This is a genomic window from Haloarcula sediminis (genome assembly GCF_035656455.1).
GTDB lineage: Archaea > Halobacteriota > Halobacteria > Halobacteriales > Haloarculaceae > Haloarcula > Haloarcula sediminis.
Map to the genome: position 1 here is coordinate 759,452 of NZ_JAYMGA010000001.1, position 15,430 is coordinate 774,881.

At 67.4% G+C, this 15,430-nt stretch carries 19 protein-coding genes and 1 tRNA gene; 5 read left to right on the forward strand and 15 right to left on the reverse strand.

Translation table 11 applies throughout. The features are described 5' to 3' along the window. Positions 1 to 85: 85 nt before the first annotated feature. From VJ162_RS04045 to VJ162_RS04055, 3 genes are all read right to left on the reverse strand, one after another. Positions 86 to 1,297 (reverse strand): LolA family protein, encoded by a 1,212-nt coding sequence (locus tag VJ162_RS04045; protein ID WP_324662542.1) that lies wholly within the window; start codon positions 1,295 to 1,297, stop codon positions 86 to 88. A gap of 82 nt (positions 1,298 to 1,379) precedes the next feature. Next, positions 1,380 to 2,420 (reverse strand): geranylfarnesyl diphosphate synthase, encoded by a 1,041-nt coding sequence (idsA3, locus tag VJ162_RS04050; protein ID WP_324662544.1) that lies wholly within the window; start codon positions 2,418 to 2,420, stop codon positions 1,380 to 1,382. A 1-nt stretch (position 2,421) separates the two neighbouring features. Beyond that, positions 2,422 to 3,768: an RNase J family beta-CASP ribonuclease gene (locus tag VJ162_RS04055; protein ID WP_324662545.1), complete on the reverse strand. Its 1,347-nt coding sequence runs from the start codon at positions 3,766 to 3,768 to the stop codon at positions 2,422 to 2,424. 387 nt (positions 3,769 to 4,155) lie between these two features. On the opposite strand from VJ162_RS04055, the gene VJ162_RS04060 reads away from it, so the two are divergent. Beyond that, positions 4,156 to 5,493, forward strand: coding sequence for a cytochrome P450 (locus VJ162_RS04060; RefSeq protein WP_324662547.1), 1,338 nt, complete (start codon positions 4,156 to 4,158; stop codon positions 5,491 to 5,493). A 78-nt stretch (positions 5,494 to 5,571) separates the two neighbouring features. After that, complete coding sequence (locus tag VJ162_RS04065; protein WP_324662548.1) at positions 5,572 to 5,946, forward strand: ribbon-helix-helix domain-containing protein; 375 nt, start codon at positions 5,572 to 5,574, stop codon at positions 5,944 to 5,946. A 36-nt stretch (positions 5,947 to 5,982) separates the two neighbouring features. Here the strand turns inward: VJ162_RS04065 and VJ162_RS04070 are convergent, their stop codons facing one another. Further along, positions 5,983 to 6,813 (reverse strand): hypothetical protein, encoded by an 831-nt coding sequence (locus tag VJ162_RS04070; RefSeq protein WP_324662549.1) that lies wholly within the window; start codon positions 6,811 to 6,813, stop codon positions 5,983 to 5,985. Between the two features lie 112 nt (positions 6,814 to 6,925). Between VJ162_RS04070 and mvk the strand changes: the two genes are divergently transcribed. From mvk to VJ162_RS04085, 3 genes are read left to right on the forward strand one after another with little or no spacing between them, the layout of a single operon-like run. Beyond that, a complete protein-coding gene (mvk, locus tag VJ162_RS04075; protein WP_324662550.1) occupies positions 6,926 to 7,909 on the forward strand; it encodes a mevalonate kinase in 984 nt (327 codons plus the stop codon). After that, positions 7,906 to 8,661, forward strand: a complete 756-nt coding sequence (locus tag VJ162_RS04080; protein ID WP_324662551.1) for an isopentenyl phosphate kinase — start codon at positions 7,906 to 7,908, stop codon at positions 8,659 to 8,661. The genes mvk and VJ162_RS04080 overlap by 4 nt, the downstream gene beginning before the upstream one ends. A gap of 32 nt (positions 8,662 to 8,693) precedes the next feature. Next, the gene (locus VJ162_RS04085; protein WP_324662552.1) at positions 8,694 to 9,872 is read left to right on the forward strand and encodes a hypothetical protein; all 1,179 of its coding nucleotides are present in this window, start codon (positions 8,694 to 8,696) and stop codon (positions 9,870 to 9,872) included. A 68-nt stretch (positions 9,873 to 9,940) separates the two neighbouring features. On the opposite strand, the gene VJ162_RS04090 is transcribed toward VJ162_RS04085, so the two are convergent. The 11 genes from VJ162_RS04090 to VJ162_RS04140 all read right to left on the reverse strand — a co-directional run bounded on the left by VJ162_RS04090 (position 9,941) and on the right by VJ162_RS04140 (position 15,427). Further along, on the reverse strand, positions 9,941 to 10,321 hold the full coding sequence (locus VJ162_RS04090; protein ID WP_324662553.1) for a DUF5518 domain-containing protein: 381 nt from the start codon (positions 10,319 to 10,321) through the stop codon (positions 9,941 to 9,943). Positions 10,322 to 10,360: 39 nt separating this feature from the next. Then, positions 10,361 to 10,732: a DUF5518 domain-containing protein gene (locus VJ162_RS04095; protein ID WP_324662556.1), complete on the reverse strand. Its 372-nt coding sequence runs from the start codon at positions 10,730 to 10,732 to the stop codon at positions 10,361 to 10,363. A 145-nt stretch (positions 10,733 to 10,877) separates the two neighbouring features. Beyond that, positions 10,878 to 11,669, reverse strand: a complete 792-nt coding sequence (gene rpsB / locus VJ162_RS04100) for a 30S ribosomal protein S2 (protein ID WP_324662557.1) — start codon at positions 11,667 to 11,669, stop codon at positions 10,878 to 10,880. Beyond that, a complete protein-coding gene (gene eno, locus VJ162_RS04105; protein WP_324662558.1) occupies positions 11,666 to 12,871 on the reverse strand; it encodes a phosphopyruvate hydratase in 1,206 nt (401 codons plus the stop codon). The genes rpsB and eno overlap by 4 nt, the downstream gene beginning before the upstream one ends. Further along, positions 12,868 to 13,047 carry a DNA-directed RNA polymerase subunit K gene (locus VJ162_RS04110; RefSeq protein WP_324662560.1) on the reverse strand — a complete coding sequence of 60 codons (180 nt, stop codon included), beginning with the start codon at positions 13,045 to 13,047 and terminating at the stop codon, positions 12,868 to 12,870. The genes eno and VJ162_RS04110 overlap by 4 nt, the downstream gene beginning before the upstream one ends. Further along, positions 13,044 to 13,244, reverse strand: coding sequence for a DNA-directed RNA polymerase subunit N (locus VJ162_RS04115; protein ID WP_166970841.1), 201 nt, complete (start codon positions 13,242 to 13,244; stop codon positions 13,044 to 13,046). The genes VJ162_RS04110 and VJ162_RS04115 overlap by 4 nt, the downstream gene beginning before the upstream one ends. Positions 13,245 to 13,256: 12 nt before the next feature. Beyond that, a complete protein-coding gene (locus VJ162_RS04120) occupies positions 13,257 to 13,655 on the reverse strand; it encodes a 30S ribosomal protein S9 (protein WP_324662563.1) in 399 nt (132 codons plus the stop codon). Then, positions 13,649 to 14,086 carry a 50S ribosomal protein L13 gene (locus VJ162_RS04125; RefSeq protein WP_324662564.1) on the reverse strand — a complete coding sequence of 146 codons (438 nt, stop codon included), beginning with the start codon at positions 14,084 to 14,086 and terminating at the stop codon, positions 13,649 to 13,651. Before VJ162_RS04125 ends, VJ162_RS04120 begins: the two co-directional genes overlap by 7 nt. Continuing rightward, a complete protein-coding gene (locus VJ162_RS04130) occupies positions 14,083 to 14,433 on the reverse strand; it encodes a 50S ribosomal protein L18e (RefSeq protein ID WP_324662565.1) in 351 nt (116 codons plus the stop codon). The genes VJ162_RS04125 and VJ162_RS04130 overlap by 4 nt, the downstream gene beginning before the upstream one ends. Positions 14,434 to 14,457: 24 nt before the next feature. Further along, positions 14,458 to 14,542, reverse strand: a tRNA-Leu gene (locus VJ162_RS04135). A 102-nt stretch (positions 14,543 to 14,644) separates the two neighbouring features. After that, positions 14,645 to 15,427: a DNA-directed RNA polymerase subunit D gene (locus VJ162_RS04140; RefSeq protein ID WP_324662568.1), complete on the reverse strand. Its 783-nt coding sequence runs from the start codon at positions 15,425 to 15,427 to the stop codon at positions 14,645 to 14,647. Positions 15,428 to 15,430: the final 3 nt, after the last annotated feature.

A 15,430-nucleotide genomic window follows, 5' to 3' on the forward strand; every position in this document is an offset into this window, starting at 1 on the left:
CCCAGAAGTCGGTCGCCTATAGTAACGATTGAAACGATTTACACACCGACCGCCCGCTGGCGTACGGTCGGGTGTGCGTTGATTTTCAACGGCTACTATAGCTCGGGGCCACGGGACAGCCGACCGACCGGGCGACGGTGACGAGCTGGTCGACTGTCACACCGGTCCCCCGGACGGTGTAACGGAACCTGTCGCAGTTCCACGACACCGACAGCGTCGGCCCGCGGCTGACCGTCGCCGATCGGCCGTCGACGCGGCGCCGCTCGTCCGGGTCCGTCGGCTCGTACGTGAAGTTGTACTTCGACACCGTGATCTCGCTGGTCCGGTTCACGTACCGGAGTCCGACCCCCCTGACATCGCCCGTGGTCCGCGTGGCGTAGGTCCGTTCGTACGACGGCGGCAGCTCCGGCTCGGGGACCCGAAGCGAGGTGTTGGCAGCCAGGGCACCGCGACGACGGTACACCGTCGTCTCCGGCGTGTCTGCCGTCTCGACCGACGTGTTCGGGCCGATGTCGGGGCGGAACGTTCCCGGGTCGGCGGTGGCGTCGAAGGACACGTCGGTGTAGGTGGTCGTCAACTCGGTCCGGACCCCGTCATCGCGCCACGCGGTCTGTCGTTTGAGCGGGTAGAGCCACTCGGTGTCGACCCAGACCGTCTGCCGGTACGTGGCCGCGGAGTCCGCACGCGGCGTGATCTCGATGGCGTACGCCTCCCGGCCGTCGATACTCTCGGTGCCGACGTAGCTGACGGCGTAACCGGCCGTCGCCCGCCGGGGTGGCTGGCCCCGCTCCTGTGGCACCACGGGCAGTGGCTCGACCGCGGGCGGGGCCCCCGCCGAGCGGTTCGGCGTGAGGTTCGCACGCACGAGCAGACGGTGCACCCGGTCGGCGCTGGCGGCCGTCCGCGACGCCCCGGTAAGCGGAATCCGCGTCACCTGGTTTCGGTCCCGCTCGTGGAGCCACAGCACCGACCCGTTCGATATCCGGAGGTCGTACCGGTCCGCCGACGACTCGACGAGGCGGAGCCGCTGTTTGCCCGTCCCGGGCGCCAGCGTCACGCTGTGTACCGCCCTGGAACTGACCGTCCCGTTGCGTTCGATGACGGTCGTCCGCGTCGCCGACAGCGCGTCGATAGAGTCGTACTGCTCGCTGACGTTCCCGTTGACGGTCGGCGTCCCGCCGCTCCCCGGGCCGGCCGACCAGAGACCGACCGCCACTACCGCCACGAGAACGAGTGCACTGCCCACAACTACGAGTCGGTCAGTCGAGACGTACTGTGGGCGGTTGGGAGGGTCCATAGGTCGGCAACGGGTATCCAGCGATCGTCGGTTATACTGTGGAACTACCGCCTCGGGAGTAAAAATCCACCGGCGAGCGCCGTCAGTACTCGCGCTCGACCAGGTAGTCCGCGATACCGGAAAGCAGGTCCCGGGCCTCGTTGTCGGGCAACACTTCGAGGTTCTCCTTGCCGCTTGTGACCAGCTCCTGGGCGCGAGACTGGGCGTACTCGATAGAGCCCGCCTCGCGCAGCGTCTCGACGGCCGCGTCGATTTCGGCCTCGGAGACGGCCTCGACGGAGTCGGTGTCGACGAGATTCGCCACGTCGACGCCCTGCTGACGGGCGTGGAGCGTGACGAGCGTCTGCTTGTTCTCGACGAGGTCCGAGCCGCGCTGTTTGCCCAGCTTCTCCGAGGGCGTCGTCAGGTCCAGCAGGTCGTCCTGAATCTGGAAGGCCCGCCCCACGTCGAGCCCGTGGTTGTACAGCGCCGCGACGGTCTCGTCGTCGGCCCCGAGCAGCGTAGCCGGGATCGCCGCCGCCGCGCCGTACAGCACCGCGGTCTTGAGCTCGACCATCTCCAGGTACTCGTCGGGCGTGACCGCGCCGCGGGCCTCGAACTCGATGTCGAGTGATTGGCCCTCGCAGATCCGGGTACAGGTCTCGGCCAGGCGCTTGTTCGCGGCCACGGTCCGGTCGTCGGACGCGCCGGTCGCAAGGAGGAACTCGAAGGCCTTCGAGTACAGCGTGTCACCGGCCAGAATCGCCGTCGAGAGGTCGTACTCCTTGTGGACGGCGGGCACGCCACGTCGCAGGTCGTCGTCGTCCATGATGTCGTCGTGGATGAGCGTGAAGGTCTGTATGACCTCGATGGCGACGGCAGCCGACAGCAGGTCGACCTCCCCGCCGTCGAGCCGCGGGAACGACCGGTAGTCAGCACCCAGGGGTTCGACATCGAGCAGCGACTCGCCGACCAGCAGGAGGACCGTCGGCCGGAGCCGCTTGCCGCCGGCGTCGAGCAGGTACCGGGTCGCCTCGTAGAGCCCCTCCGGTCGGGAGACCGGCAGCTCCTCCGGGAGCGCCTCGTTGACCCGCTCGCGACGGTCGAGGATTGCCGCTTCGACCTGCTGATGGCGTTCGGACATGTTATTCCGTGAGCTGGATCCTGTTGCCGTTACGGGTGATGTGCAGGTCGCGACCGACCTCGAACCCGAAGTCCTCGGCGAGGTCGACGTATGGCGCGAACCCTTTCAGACTCTGGTGGGCCGGGATGACGTGCTGTGGCTGGAGCGCGTCGAGCATCTCGTAGTGGCCTTCCTGTCGGAGGTGGCCCGAGACGTGGATGTCGTCGTAGATGCGGGCGCCCTGCATCCCCAGTAGCTTCTCGGACTGGTAGCGCTGGCCCTCGTTGGTCGGCTCCGGGATGACCCGGGCCGAGAACAGCACCTTGTCGCCGTCGTCCAGTTCGTAGGGCGTCTCGCCTCGGCCCATCCGAGTGAGCATCGCGCGCGGCTCGCCCTGGTGGCCGGTGACGATAGGCAGGAAGTTCTCCTTGCCCTCGTTCATAATCCGCTTGAACGTGCGGTCGACGGACTTGCGGTGACCGTACATCCCCAGATCGTCGGGGAAGTCGACGAAGTCCAGTCGCTCTGCTGTGCCGGAGTACTTCTCCATCGAGCGGCCCAGCAACACCGGCTGGCGGCCGATGTCGTCGGCGAACTCGACGAGACTTTTGACGCGGGCGATGTGTGAGGAGAACGTCGTGGCGACGATGCCGCCGTCGTAGTCCTCGATGCTCGTCATCACGTCCTTGAGGTGCGTTCGAGCGACGTTCTCGGAGGGGGTACGGCCCTTCTTGCCTGCGTTCGTACAGTCCTCGATGTAACAGAGGACGCCCTCGTCCTCGCGGCCGATCTCCCGGAACCGCTTCATGTCGATGGGGTCGCCGATGACCGGCGTGTGGTCCATCCGCTTGTCCAGCCCGTAGACGACCGCGCCCTCGGGGGTGTGGAGGACGGGGTTGATGGCGTCGATGATGGAGTGGGTGACGTTGACGAACTCCAGTTCGTTGCGCTCGCCGATCTGCATCGTCTCGCCGGCCTCCATCTTGACGAGGTCGTTCTGGACCCCGAACTTCTCCTCGCCCTTGATCTGCTGTTTGACCAGTTCGATGGTAAAGGGCGTCGCGACGATGGGGGCGTCGTAGCGGTGTGCGAGCTTCGAGATGGCGCCGATGTGGTCCAGGTGACCGTGTGTCGGCACGATGGCCTTCACGTCGCCTTCGAGTTCGGACATGACGCGGTCGTCCGGGATGGCGCCCATGTCGATGAGGTCGAGCGAGTGCATCCGCTCGGTCTCGACGTTGTCGTGAATCAGTACCTTCGAGAGGTTGAGGCCCATGTCGAAGATGACGACGTCGTCGCCCGCTCGAACGGCCGTCATCTGTCGGCCAACAGCCTCGTATCCGCCAATTGTTGCGATTTCGACTTCCATGGTTGTAGCTCCGAGTAGGAGCCGTCCGCGAGCGGCGGTCGGGGCTGGCAACGACGGTAACGGCTGCAACGGCGCTTGGACGGCGAGGCCGGCCGGGTGTCGCCCGTAGCCTCGACGTCCGTAGTGGAAGGGACTCGCGTCCCGACGACTGTTCCCGTCGTCTGCCGGCCGCCGACCCCATCGCGGGCGGCCGTGCGCTCGGTTATCGATAGCTACAACGCGAGTTCATAAAACGATGTGGGTTCCGCGGCGACGCCCGTAGCGTTCGAGACCGGGAGTCAGTGCCCGGCCGGCGATGCAGTTCACCGGGCTGAAGCGGGTCGAAGCGGGCGGCGTCGGGACCGGTGTTGGCACACGATTCAAACGTGTTGAGTCCTAACCCGGGCCATGGCAGAAACGCCACCCGGACCGAAGGGCGAACCGCTGTTCGGGAGCAGTCGGACCTACGCCTCGGACCCGTTCAGGTTCATCTCGACCCTGGAGGACGCCTACGGCGACGTGGCCTACTTCGATATGGGGCCGATGGAGACGGTGCTGCTCTCGGACCCGGCCGCGATAGAGCGGGTGCTGGTCTCGGAGGCCGACCGCTTCCGGAAACCCGACTTCCAGGGCGATGCGCTGGGGGACCTGCTGGGCGATGGCCTCCTGCTCTCGGAGGGCGACACCTGGGAGAAACAGCGCCAGCTCGCCAACCCGGCGTTCTCGATGCGCCGGCTAGCGGGGATGGCAGACCGCATCACCGGCCACGCCGAGGACCGGCTGGCCGACTGGGACGACGGCGACGTGGTCAACGTCGAACGCGTGATGACACGGACGACGCTCGATGTCATCCTCGATCTGATGATGGGCGTCGAGCTAAGCGAGGCCCGCGTCGAGGAGATAGAGGAACAGCTCATGCCGCTGGGCCAGCGCTTCGAGCCGGACCCGCTCCGTTTTGCCGCCCCGGAGTGGATGCCGATGCCCGACGACGCCGAGTTCGACGCGGCCGTCGAGACGCTCGATTCGATTCTCGACGACATCATCGCGGTGCGCGAGCGGACCGCCGGCAGCGGGTCGGATGGCCCGATGGACTTCCTCTCGGTGCTCATCCGCGCCCGGGACGACGGCGTGGAGTCGCCCGAACAGCTCCGCGACGAGATGATGACCATGCTGCTTGCGGGCCACGACACCACGGCGCTGACGCTCACCTACACGTGGTTCCTGCTGTCGGAGCATCCCGAGGTCGAACAGCGGGTCCACGAGGAGCTAGACGAGGTCATCGGCGACGACCGCCCCGGGATGGAACACGTCCGGGAGCTGGACTACCTGGAGTGGGTCATCCAGGAGGCGATGCGGCTCTACCCGCCGGTGTACACGATCTTCCGCGAGCCGACCGAGGACGTGACGCTGTCGGGGTACCCCATCGAGGCGGGGATGACGCTGATGCTTCCCCAGTGGGGCGTCCATCGCTCCGAGCGGTTCTATGACGACCCCGAGACGTTCGACCCCGAGCGCTGGAAGCCAGAGCGGGCCAAGGAGCGGCCGCGGTTCGCCTATTTCCCCTTTGGCGGCGGGCCGCGCCACTGCATCGGCAAACACCTGGCGATGCTCGAGGCCCAGCTCATCGTCGCGACGACGGCAAAGGAGTACGAACTGGACTTTCTGGGGGAGACGCCCCTGGAGCTGATGCCCTCGCTCACCGCGCATCCACGCCAGGAGATGTCGATGCGGGTCCGCAAGCGGTAGTTCGCCGGTTCGCACATCTGTCGGAAAGCTTGCATTCTGAGGTGAATTTATAGTGGTTCACCCTGTGCATCGAACAACGTGGTCAAATCTACAGTCCGGTTCCCCGAGGCGGTGATGGACCGCGTCGAGGAGATGGTCGAGAACGACGTCTTCTCGAGCAAGTCGGAGTTCCAGCGGTTCGCCGTGGAGTACGTCCTGTCGGAGCTCGGCGAGTACGAGGCCGAGATGGTCGATTTCGAGGAGATTCGGGGCGAGCTGTTCGACCAGGGCCCGGCGACAGCCGAGGCCGGCGAGGCCGAACTCAACGAGGCCTTCTACGAGAACGCGGCCCGCGTCCGGCAGTACGCCGTCCGGGGCGACATCGAGACGGCCGAAGCGTACATCGACACGGCCTACCCCGTGACCGACCCGCGCTGTCTCCTGCTCGACGACCTGCTGGAAGCGTATCGGTGACCGGTCGTCGGCCGTCGAGACAGCCCTCCGGCGGACTCACGCGTTCCCCTTTATGTCTTCTACCTGAACGTCCCTGTTCGCAGCAATGTGACCCTCGACGGAGAGGGTGACCGGTCCGCTCTCGTCAGCGGTGGACGCCGTGTTGATATCGAGTGACGCAGTGACGGTGTCGCCGGCCGGGACTGTCCGGTCGACGATGTGGGACTCGTCGTCATCGGCGATGCGCTCGGTCGGCCAGTAGACGGCCGCGAGGAACCGGCCGTCGGTGTCGGAGACGTTCGTCGCGGTGAGTTCGACGGTCATCGTCTCGCCCTGAGAGACGCTCTCGGGCGCGGTCAGCTCGTCGAGTTCGTAGCTCGGTCCCGGCTCAGCGAGTCCCGTGGTGTCGTCCGCTCCGAGCGCCCAGGCGCCGTCGCCGTCGTCCGACCGGAGCTGCGGGTCCGACGCGGGCAGCGGTGATGGGACCTCGAACCCGACCACCGGCCAGTCCCGGCCGGCGACAGAACGGGTGTTCCCGCCCGCCGTCGTGGGCAGGCCGGCTTCCCAGGTCTGGCCGCTGGCCTCGAAGACGTACTCGGACTCCCGCTGGCTGCTGTCGGCACCGACGCTGGCGACCACGTACTGCCGCCCGTCGGCGGCGAGCACGCCGCCGGAACCGAGGAACGATTCGTACCTGACTGCCTTGCGGACGATGATGTCGGAGACGCCTTCGCCGTCGGCGGGTGTCGGTGTCCGGCCGGCGGTCGGTTCGTCGGGGGTATCCTCACCGACTGGCGTCACTGTCGACTCGCCCGGCGTCCCGGTGAGACACCCCGCGAGGCCGCCGACACCCGTACCGAGCGTCGCCAGCAACTGTCGTCGGTTCATACGCGACCGTTCCGCGGTTTTACACAAGTGTTTTCAGGTCGGTACAACGGCTGTTTGAGCCTCGCCGCCGGTCTCCGAAAACACCTAACCCCCTGCGCTCACAGGGGCGGGTATGGTCACGTCGAGCGCTCCCGGCAAGGTGTACCTGTTCGGGGAGCACGCAGTCGTCTACGGCGAGCCGGCGGTCCCGTGTGCCATCGAGCGCCGGGCCCGGGTCACGGCCGAGAAGCGAGACGAGGGGCTGGTCGTCCACGCCGAGGACCTCCAGCTCGACGGGTTCACCGTCGAGTACATGGACGAGGGGACGGACCATCCCGACGTCGACGCGGAGAACTCGCTGCTTGAGGCCGCCGTGGGCTACGTCAACGAGGCCGTCGAACAGGTCCGTGACGCGGCCGACGCGCCCGAGGCCGGCTTCGAGATATGGATAGAGAGCGCGATTCCGCTGGGCGCGGGGCTGGGCTCGTCGGCCGCGGTCGCCTGTGCGGCCATCGACGCCGGCTGTCGCGAGCTGGGCGTCGAACTCGCCCCCGAAGAGGTCGCCGACCGGGCCTACCAGGTCGAGGCCGCGGTCCAGGACGGGGAAGCCTCCCGGGCGGACACGTTCTGCTCGGCGATGGGCGGCGCGGTCCGGGTCGAGGGCGACGACTGTCGCCGCCTCGAAGGGGTCGGGAACCTCCCCTTTGTCGTCGGCTACGACGGCGGCGCCGGCGACACCGGGCAACTCGTCGCCGGCGTCCGGGAGCTGCGCGGCGAGTACGACTTCGCGGCCGATACCGTCGAGAGCATCGGCGACATCGTCCGGGAGGGAGAAGGCGTCCTGGGAAGCGGGGACACCGAGACGCTGGGCGAGCTGATGGACTTCAACCACGGGCTGCTGGCCGCGCTTGGCGTCTCCGCCCGCTCGCTTGACACGATGGTGTGGGCGGCCCGCGACGCGGGCGCAAGCGGCGCGAAGCTCACGGGTGCCGGCGGCGGCGGCTGTGTCGTCGCCCTCGACGAGACGGACGCCGCGCTGACGGCGCTGAAGTACACGCCCGGCTGTGACGAGGCCTTCCGGGCGGCGCTCGACACCGAGGGGGTCCGGGCGGAGTGACCGTCGTCCTGAAACTCGGCGGCAGCGTCGTCACCGCAAAGGACGAACCCGAGACCGTCGACGACGACGCCCTCGGGACCGCCGCCGACGCCGTCGCCGACAGCGGCAACGACCTGGTGGTGGTCCATGGCGGCGGGAGCTTCGGTCACCACCACGCCGCCGAGTACGGCGTCAGCACGACCGAGGGCACCCACGACGCCGCCGGAGTCGCCGCCATCCACGGCGCGATGAAGCGGCTGAACGACGCCGTCGTGACCGCACTGACCGACAGGGACGCGCCCGCGGTCCCGGTCCACCCGTTCTCCGCCGCGAGCCGCGATGCCGACGGCCGCCTCGCCCTCCCGACCGAACAGGTCCGGACACTGCTCGCGGAGGGCTTTGTCCCCGTCCTCCATGGCGACCTTGTCGCCCACCGGGGCGAGGGGGCGACGGTCTGCAGCGGCGACGAACTCGTCGTCGAACTGGCCCCGGCCGTGGGGGCGGACAGGGTCGGCGTCTGCTCGACGGTCCCGGGCGTGCTCGACGAGGATGGAAGCGTGATCGACCGCATCACGTCGTTCGACGAGGTCGCGTCGGCGCTGGGCGGGAGCGACGCCACCGACGTCTCCGGCGGGATGGCGGGGAAGGTCCGGGCACTGCTCGGGCTCGACTCGCCGGCCCACGTCTTCGGCCCCGAGGCGCTCGGGGCCTTCCTCGCCGGTTCGGCCCCCGGAACGACCGTCGCCGGCGAGAGCGGACCTGATTCGTCGTAACCTATTTGGCCGCAGTTATCATTTGTCCGACTATGTCTGCTGCTGGGTTATCAGATGTCTACCGATACGGTGTCCGCTTCGTTGGCTACCTCCTCGTCGTGACACTCGTCGCCGGCGTCTTCGTCGCCGGCGGGGCCGCGATCGGTAGACCGGTCCTCACGAACGTCGTCGGTAGCGGCGCCGGGTCGGCCGCGACCGGGACCGCCGTGGCGGCTATCGCACTCGTCGCTATCGGCGTCTTGCTTTTCGTTTCGGGACTCGCCGGACTGGTGTACAAGCTCGTCGCCGACGCTACGATGGCTGGGGTCGTACAGGGGCGAACCGTCGCAGCGACCGAGACGGGGACCGACGACACCGACGCGGACGAGAGGAGAACCGACGACGCCGACGGAGGAGACGCCGTGTCGCAGGCCCCCGACACCACCGACGCTGGCGGGGCCACAGCGGCGGCCGCGACACCGGAAGCCGCCGGGACGGACGACGCCGAGCCAGCTGTGAACGCCCCGGGGGACGACGCCGCGGCAACGGCCGACGATGTCGCCGATGCGCCCGCCGAGCCGACCGCGGATGCACCCGAGGGTGACGTAACCGCCGAATCGTCGGCGGAGCCGGCTACCGACGCACAGACCGTTGTCGAGGACCCACCGGAGCCGGCGGACGACGGCCAATCGGGCCCCGTGAGCGACTCGTCGCCGGACGACGACCGCGAGCCGGACGCCTGGGACGCACCCGACGAGCCCGCGGAGGAGTCGGTCACACCGGACGCGCCCGGCGAGAGCGAAAAGCCCGCGGACGAGACGCCCACTGCGGACGACGGCCCCGTGTCGACGACCGGGCGGGCGGAGACACAGCCCGAAGAGTGGTCGCCACCGGACCCCTCGGAGTTCGATACAGACGAGTCGACCGCCGCGGAATCGGCGCCCGACGACTGGGAGATAGACAACGGCGGCGAGGGGTCCGCGGACGGACCTCGGACGGCCGACGACCTGTTCGGCGAGACGGCCGACGAGGGTGGCGACGGCGAGGAGCCGGTCGAAGATGTCTCGGACCTGTTCGACGGCGACTCCGAGGACGCGGGCGAGGGGGAACCGGCCGACGACGACGCCGCCGACCCGGACGAGGTGGAGACGGCCGACGACTCCGAGGACGCGACGGCGTTCGAGCCGAAATCGGACAGCGACCCGCTCTCGGACGCGCTGGACGACTCGTAGCTGGCCACGTCGGCACCGCCTGCCGCCCACGTGTGGCAAAGCGACCTTCTACAGTCGATTCCCGGCCGCTACAGCCACCGGACCGGGTCGAGATTCCAGTCGGTGTTGGCCCGGGTCCACACGCCCCCCAGGCCGCCGACGGCGCTCAGGCCGACGGTGTAAAGCAGGAAGAAGGTAAAGACGAGCGCGAGAAAGAGCCCATACCCCGGCGACGACGGCGGGATACCGAAGCCGAGCAACCCAGCGATAAACAGCGACGGGACAAACAGCGCCAGCAGCGGGACCATCGCGGCCACGCCGGCCAGGGTCCCGAGCCACAGGCCGCTGCGGTACCCGCCGCCGTGCCGGTGGGCCGCGACGGCGCCGCCTACGACCGAGGAAAACGGGACAATCGAGAGAGCCAGCGTGACCAGCGCCCCCCAGCCGGCGTCGACGAGCGTCTCACGCATACCGGGTGCTGTCGGCAGGGCCGGATATATACTGTGGGGTCAGATATCGAGTTCGTACTTCGCGTAGTTGCCCAGCCAGCCCCCCAGCGCGCTCAGACCGACGGTGTAGAGCGCACTCAGCACAGCCCCGAACAGCAGGAAGAGGACCCCAAAGGCGCTAAAGGCCAGCGGCGCGCCCGCGCCGACGGCGAAGACGCCGAAAAACAGGACGACGACGAAGAAAAAAACCGCGCCGACGACCAGTCCCAGCACACCCGAGATGGCCCCGACCCGCAGCCCGTCCGAGCGGGTCCCGCCTTCGAGATAGCCCGCGATTGCCCCGCCGAGCACGGTCGAGAAGGGGACAAACCCCAGGACGATACTCGCGACGGCGCCGATGACGGCGTTGAGGAGGGTGTCGTGTTCTGCCATCGTCGTCCCGTACACTGCCGGGACTACTATGGTTTGGGGAGGGTGAAAACGCCGTGAGACACACCAGGCCAGGATGGAGCTGGTCCGCTACGGGCCCAGCAGCCGCTCGGACACTGGTGTGACAGGAAAGCGGAAAATCGGCCGCTCAGAGCTCGGACTCGAAGTCGTCGAGCCCGTAGGACGGCTCGGCACCGCGGCGGTCGAGCGTCTCGTTGGCCAGCAGCCAGTAGACGACCGACAGCGCCTTTCGCCCCTTGTTGTTGGTCGGAACGACGAGGTCCACGTTCGAGGTGGTGTTGTTGGAGTCACACATCGCGATGACGGGGATACCGACCGTGATGGCCTCCTTGACGGCCTGGGCGTCACCGATGGGGTCGGTGACGACCACGACGTCCGGCTCGATGTAGCCGTCGTAGTCCGGGTTCGTCAGCGTTCCCGGGATAAACCGGCCCGTACGGGCCCGTGCGCCGACGGCGTCGGCGAACTTCTCGGCCGGGAACCGGCCGTACTGGCGCGAGGAAGCCACGAGGATCTGCTCGGGCTCGTAGTTGGCCAGGAAGTCCGCGGCGGTCCGAATCCGGGAGTCGGTCATCGAAACGTCCAGTACGTAGAGCCCGTCGGTCCGGACGCGGTGGATGAACCGCTCCATGTCCTGGGTCTTTTGCTGGGTCCCGATGTGGACACCCGCGCCGAGGTAGTCCTCGACGGGGATGAGGAGGTCGGCCTCGCTCTGCTCGTCGGGCATGACGTCCTCGTCGAGCTGTGGGCCCTCGTCCTCTTCGGCTTCCGCTTCGACTGTCTCGGCCTCGGCCTCCTCGGCGTCGGCGGGCTGTTCGGCGTCTTCGGTCTCCGCGTCGGCGTCTAGCTCTTCCTCGTCCTCGGACGGGTCGAACTCGGACTCCTCTGCGTCGAGACCTTCTTTCTCGTTGCCGCTCATACTGCGTTGTCCTCGATACGGATCAGTTCGTTCAGTTTGGCAGTGCGCTCGCCACCGACGGCGCCCGTCTTGATGAACGCGGCGCCGGTCGCAACGGCGAGGTGTGCGATAGTGGTGTCCTCGGTCTCGCCGCTCCGGTGGGAGACAACGGACTCGTAGCCGTTCTCGGTCGCCAGTTCGATGGCGTCGACGGCGTCGGAAAGCGTCCCGATCTGGTTTGGCTTGATGAGGATGGAGTTGCCGGCGCCCTGCTGGATACCCGTCTGGAGGCGCTCGACGTTGGTCACGAACAGGTCGTCACCGCAGATGAGCGTCTGGTCGCCCACGCGGTCGGTCAGTTCCGTGTGACCCTCGTAGTCGTTCTCGTCGAGTGGGTCCTCGACGTAGACGAGGTCGTACTCCTCGACCTTCTCGGCGATGTAGTCGATCTGCTCGTCGGTCGACTTGGCGCCATCGTCGTAGACGTAGCCGCCCTCGTCCTCGTCGTACATCTCGGCCGCAGCGACGTCGAGGCCGAACTGGATGGCAAAGCCGACGTCGTCCGCGACGTTCTCGACGGCCTCGGCCATGATCTCGAAGGCCTCGTCGTCGGAGATCGACGGCGCCCAGGCGCCCTCGTCGCCCTTGCCCGCTGGCAGGTCGCGGTCGGAGAGGATGTCGTGGACCTCCTGGTGGACCGCGGCGTTGGCGAAGACGGCCTCCTCGACGCTCGGCGCGCCGACGGGGGCCGACAGGAACTCCTGGATGTTGGTGGCGTCGGCGGCGTGTTCGCCGCCGCCGATGATGTTACCCAGCGGCGTCGGGAACTCGTTGCCCCGGAACGTGCCACCGAGGTGCTGGTACAGCGGTGCGCCCAGCACGTCTGCACCGGCCGCGGCGGCCGCCATCGAGATGGCGACCGCGCTGTTGGCGCCGATACTGGAGAAGTCGTCCGTCCCGTCAGCGCCACGCAGCGCGTTGTCGACGTCGCGCTGGTTGCCGGCGTGGACCTCGCCGATGAGGCGCGGGAGCGCGTCTTCGCGAGCGTTCGCGATGGCCTCCTGAGCCGGCAGTTCGAGCGCCTCGTATTCGCCGGTGCTTGCGCCGCTCGGTGCCTTGCCGCGGCCGAAGCCGCCACTCTCGGTGAGTACGTCGGCCTCGACAGTCGCGTTGCCACGCGAGTCGAGTACGCGGCGGAGTCGGATATCTGTGATTAGCGTCATTTGTGGTCACCTCTGTGAACGGTAAACGGCAACACACCGGCGTCGTACTCCTCGGCCGCGATGAGGATGGGTTGGGTGTGTTCCGTCTCGATGAGCACGGGTGCGCCGTGGGCCAGCTGGAGCGCTCGCGCGCCCAGTTTGCGGGCCTTCTCGTATCGGCTTTCCTGTGCGTTCATTGGTAGGGAGCGACGATGTCGACCAGGTCTTTGTGAGAGACGAGCATCCGGCGACAGCAGTGTCGCTCGACGCCGAGCTCGTCGAGGACCATCTCGGGGTCCTCGGGCTCTTCGGCCTCGCGGGTGCGGGCCTTGAACTCCTCCCAGTGCTCGCCGACGACGTTACCGCACGTGAAACACCGGACCGGTACCATCATGCTTGAATCACCTCAGCGGTAGGATTTCTGGTAGCGGGCCCGGGCGCCGGGACCGCCCCACTTCTTGGGTTCGGACTGGCGAACGTCGTTGACCAGCAGCGAGCGGTCGAACTCCATGAACGCGTCGCGGAGTTCGGCGTCGTTTGTGAAGTCGACGAGGCCGCGGGCGATGGCGGTGCGGGCCGCGTCGGCCTGCCCCATCACGCCGCCACCCTCGACGGAGACGTCGACGTCGACGTCGTCGCGGAGGTCCTCGTCGGCGATGCGGAACGGTTCCAGCATCTTCAGCTGGGCCAGCTCCGGGTCGACCAGTTCGACCGGCTGGGAATCGATACGCACGCGACCCTCGCCCTCGCGGATCGTGGCGCGAGCGACGGCGGTCTTTTTCTTGCCAGACGTGTTCGTTACCATGTCTTGTTCGCTCCGAGTGTCTCGCTCACTTCCGCGAGCGTGACGAATTTGATGTTCGAGAGTCGGTCCAGTGACGTTCCCTCTAGCACTTCGCTGTCCTTGTCGTGTGGGTTGCCCACGTAGACGCGGACGTTCTCGAACGCCTCGCGGCCGCGCTGCTTCTTGTGGGGCAGCATGCCGCGGATGGCGCGCTTGAGGATGCCGTCGGGTCGCTTGGGGTAGAAGTACTGGTTGTCGGCGCCGATGTCGACGCGTTTCTTGTACTTCTCTTTGATCTGCTCTTCGCGGCCGGTGATGACCGCGCCCTCGGCGTTGATGACGGCGACGGTCTGTCCGTCGAGCGCCTTCTCGGCCACCTGCGAGGCGACCCGGCCCATGATACAGTCGCGGGCGTCGACGACGATGTCGGCGTCGAATTCGGCGACGCTCATCGAATCACCCGGACGTGGGAGCCTTCGGGGTTGTTCTCGATTGCCTGTTCTAGCGATACAGCCTCTCCGACCTTGTCGATCTTCGTCTGGGCGGTTCCGGAGAAGTCGACAGCGGCGACGGTGACGTCCTTCTGCAGGACGCCGGAGCCGAGCACCTTTCCGGGAACGACCACGGTCTCGTCTTCCTGTGCGTACCGCTCGATGCGGCCCAGGTTGACTTCCGCGTGTGTACGCCGCGGCTTCTGCAGCCGTTCGGCGACGTCGCCCCAGACTGCGCCGCCCGAGTTGCGGGCGGCCGACTTCAGGTCGGCGATGAGACTACTGAGTCTCGGATTCGTCTTGCTCATAGGGTTCCTCCTTGGTAGGAAAAGTGCAGGGAGCAGGATTTGAACCTGCGGACCCCTACGGGACAGCGCCCTGAACGCTGCGCCGTTGGCCAAACTTGGCTATCCCTGCTCGCATTAGTTGATTCTTGATGCCCCGTAAAACCCCTTTCGGTCCTCGCGCTCGGGGCACGGGCGGTCATCGGCGTCGAAGGGGTGTTTCGGGGCATTGGCGTTACAGTTGGACCGCGTCTTTCAGTTCGGTCGCCCGGTCGCGTAGCGTCTCGACCGCGCGGACGAAGAGTTCGTCAGTGACGAACGAGCCGTCTGTCTCGATGTGGAACACGAACGCGTTCTCCACGTCGGTGACTTCGACCTCCTTGCCCGGATACCGCTGGGAGAGGTCGTTGTCGAACTCGCTCGTCGGGACGAGGTCGCCGTCCGCGGCGTCCGGGTCGGCGGCCGCGTCGGCCGCGCCCTCCTCGATGACGCCGCGCAGAATCTGCGGTTCCTCGTCCTCGAACTCGCCCGTGTCGCCGACGACCTCGGTTCGCTGGAGGTGTCGGTAGCCGACGGCCACGCCGCCCTGGTGTTTGGCGTGTTCTTTCCCCGTATCGAGGACGGCGTCGGCCTCGACTTCGAGGCGCTGGCCGTCTTTCAGGTCGATGATGGGGATGTTGTCGTCGGCGGGCGCTACCAGCGAGTCACTGGAGACGAGGTCACTGGAGTAGGCCGTACTCGGCCCGTCGACCGACAGCGACAGCGTCACCTCGTCACCGACCTCGAAGTCGTCGAGGTCGGTGGTCAGCGGGACCAGCCCCAGTCGGAGGCCGATCTGCTCGTTGAACATCACGCTGGTGTTCTCGATGACGCGGACGGTGTCGATGCTGAACGTGGGCACGTCGGCGACCATTGCCCGGCGGATGCCGTTGGCGAAAGCCGGCGTGATGCCACGCACGAGCACGAGCGACTCCCGCTCGCCGCGTTCGACGAACTCAACCTCGTAGTCCTGTGTCATTGG

What these genes read in the sequence shown, in the direction of transcription:
- VJ162_RS04045 (WP_324662542.1), bottom strand. Translation starts at nt 1,297, where the DNA reads ATGGACCCTCCCAACCGCCCACAGTACGTCTCGACTGACCGACTCGTA.
- idsA3 (WP_324662544.1), bottom strand. Translation starts at nt 2,420, where the DNA reads ATGTCCGAACGCCATCAGCAGGTCGAAGCGGCAATCCTCGACCGTCGC.
- VJ162_RS04055 (WP_324662545.1), bottom strand. Translation starts at nt 3,768, where the DNA reads ATGGAAGTCGAAATCGCAACAATTGGCGGATACGAGGCTGTTGGCCGA.
- VJ162_RS04060 (WP_324662547.1), top strand. Translation starts at nt 4,156, where the DNA reads ATGGCAGAAACGCCACCCGGACCGAAGGGCGAACCGCTGTTCGGGAGC.
- VJ162_RS04070 (WP_324662549.1), bottom strand. Translation starts at nt 6,813, where the DNA reads ATGAACCGACGACAGTTGCTGGCGACGCTCGGTACGGGTGTCGGCGGC.
- mvk (WP_324662550.1), top strand. Translation starts at nt 6,926, where the DNA reads ATGGTCACGTCGAGCGCTCCCGGCAAGGTGTACCTGTTCGGGGAGCAC.
- VJ162_RS04085 (WP_324662552.1), top strand. Translation starts at nt 8,694, where the DNA reads ATGTCTGCTGCTGGGTTATCAGATGTCTACCGATACGGTGTCCGCTTC.
- VJ162_RS04090 (WP_324662553.1), bottom strand. Translation starts at nt 10,321, where the DNA reads ATGCGTGAGACGCTCGTCGACGCCGGCTGGGGGGCGCTGGTCACGCTG.
- VJ162_RS04095 (WP_324662556.1), bottom strand. Translation starts at nt 10,732, where the DNA reads ATGGCAGAACACGACACCCTCCTCAACGCCGTCATCGGCGCCGTCGCG.
- rpsB (WP_324662557.1), bottom strand. Translation starts at nt 11,669, where the DNA reads ATGAGCGGCAACGAGAAAGAAGGTCTCGACGCAGAGGAGTCCGAGTTC.
- eno (WP_324662558.1), bottom strand. Translation starts at nt 12,871, where the DNA reads ATGACGCTAATCACAGATATCCGACTCCGCCGCGTACTCGACTCGCGT.
- VJ162_RS04110 (WP_324662560.1), bottom strand. Translation starts at nt 13,047, where the DNA reads ATGAACGCACAGGAAAGCCGATACGAGAAGGCCCGCAAACTGGGCGCG.
- VJ162_RS04115 (WP_166970841.1), bottom strand. Translation starts at nt 13,244, where the DNA reads ATGATGGTACCGGTCCGGTGTTTCACGTGCGGTAACGTCGTCGGCGAG.
- VJ162_RS04120 (WP_324662563.1), bottom strand. Translation starts at nt 13,655, where the DNA reads ATGGTAACGAACACGTCTGGCAAGAAAAAGACCGCCGTCGCTCGCGCC.
- VJ162_RS04125 (WP_324662564.1), bottom strand. Translation starts at nt 14,086, where the DNA reads ATGAGCGTCGCCGAATTCGACGCCGACATCGTCGTCGACGCCCGCGAC.
- VJ162_RS04130 (WP_324662565.1), bottom strand. Translation starts at nt 14,433, where the DNA reads ATGAGCAAGACGAATCCGAGACTCAGTAGTCTCATCGCCGACCTGAAG.
- VJ162_RS04140 (WP_324662568.1), bottom strand. Translation starts at nt 15,427, where the DNA reads ATGACACAGGACTACGAGGTTGAGTTCGTCGAACGCGGCGAGCGGGAG.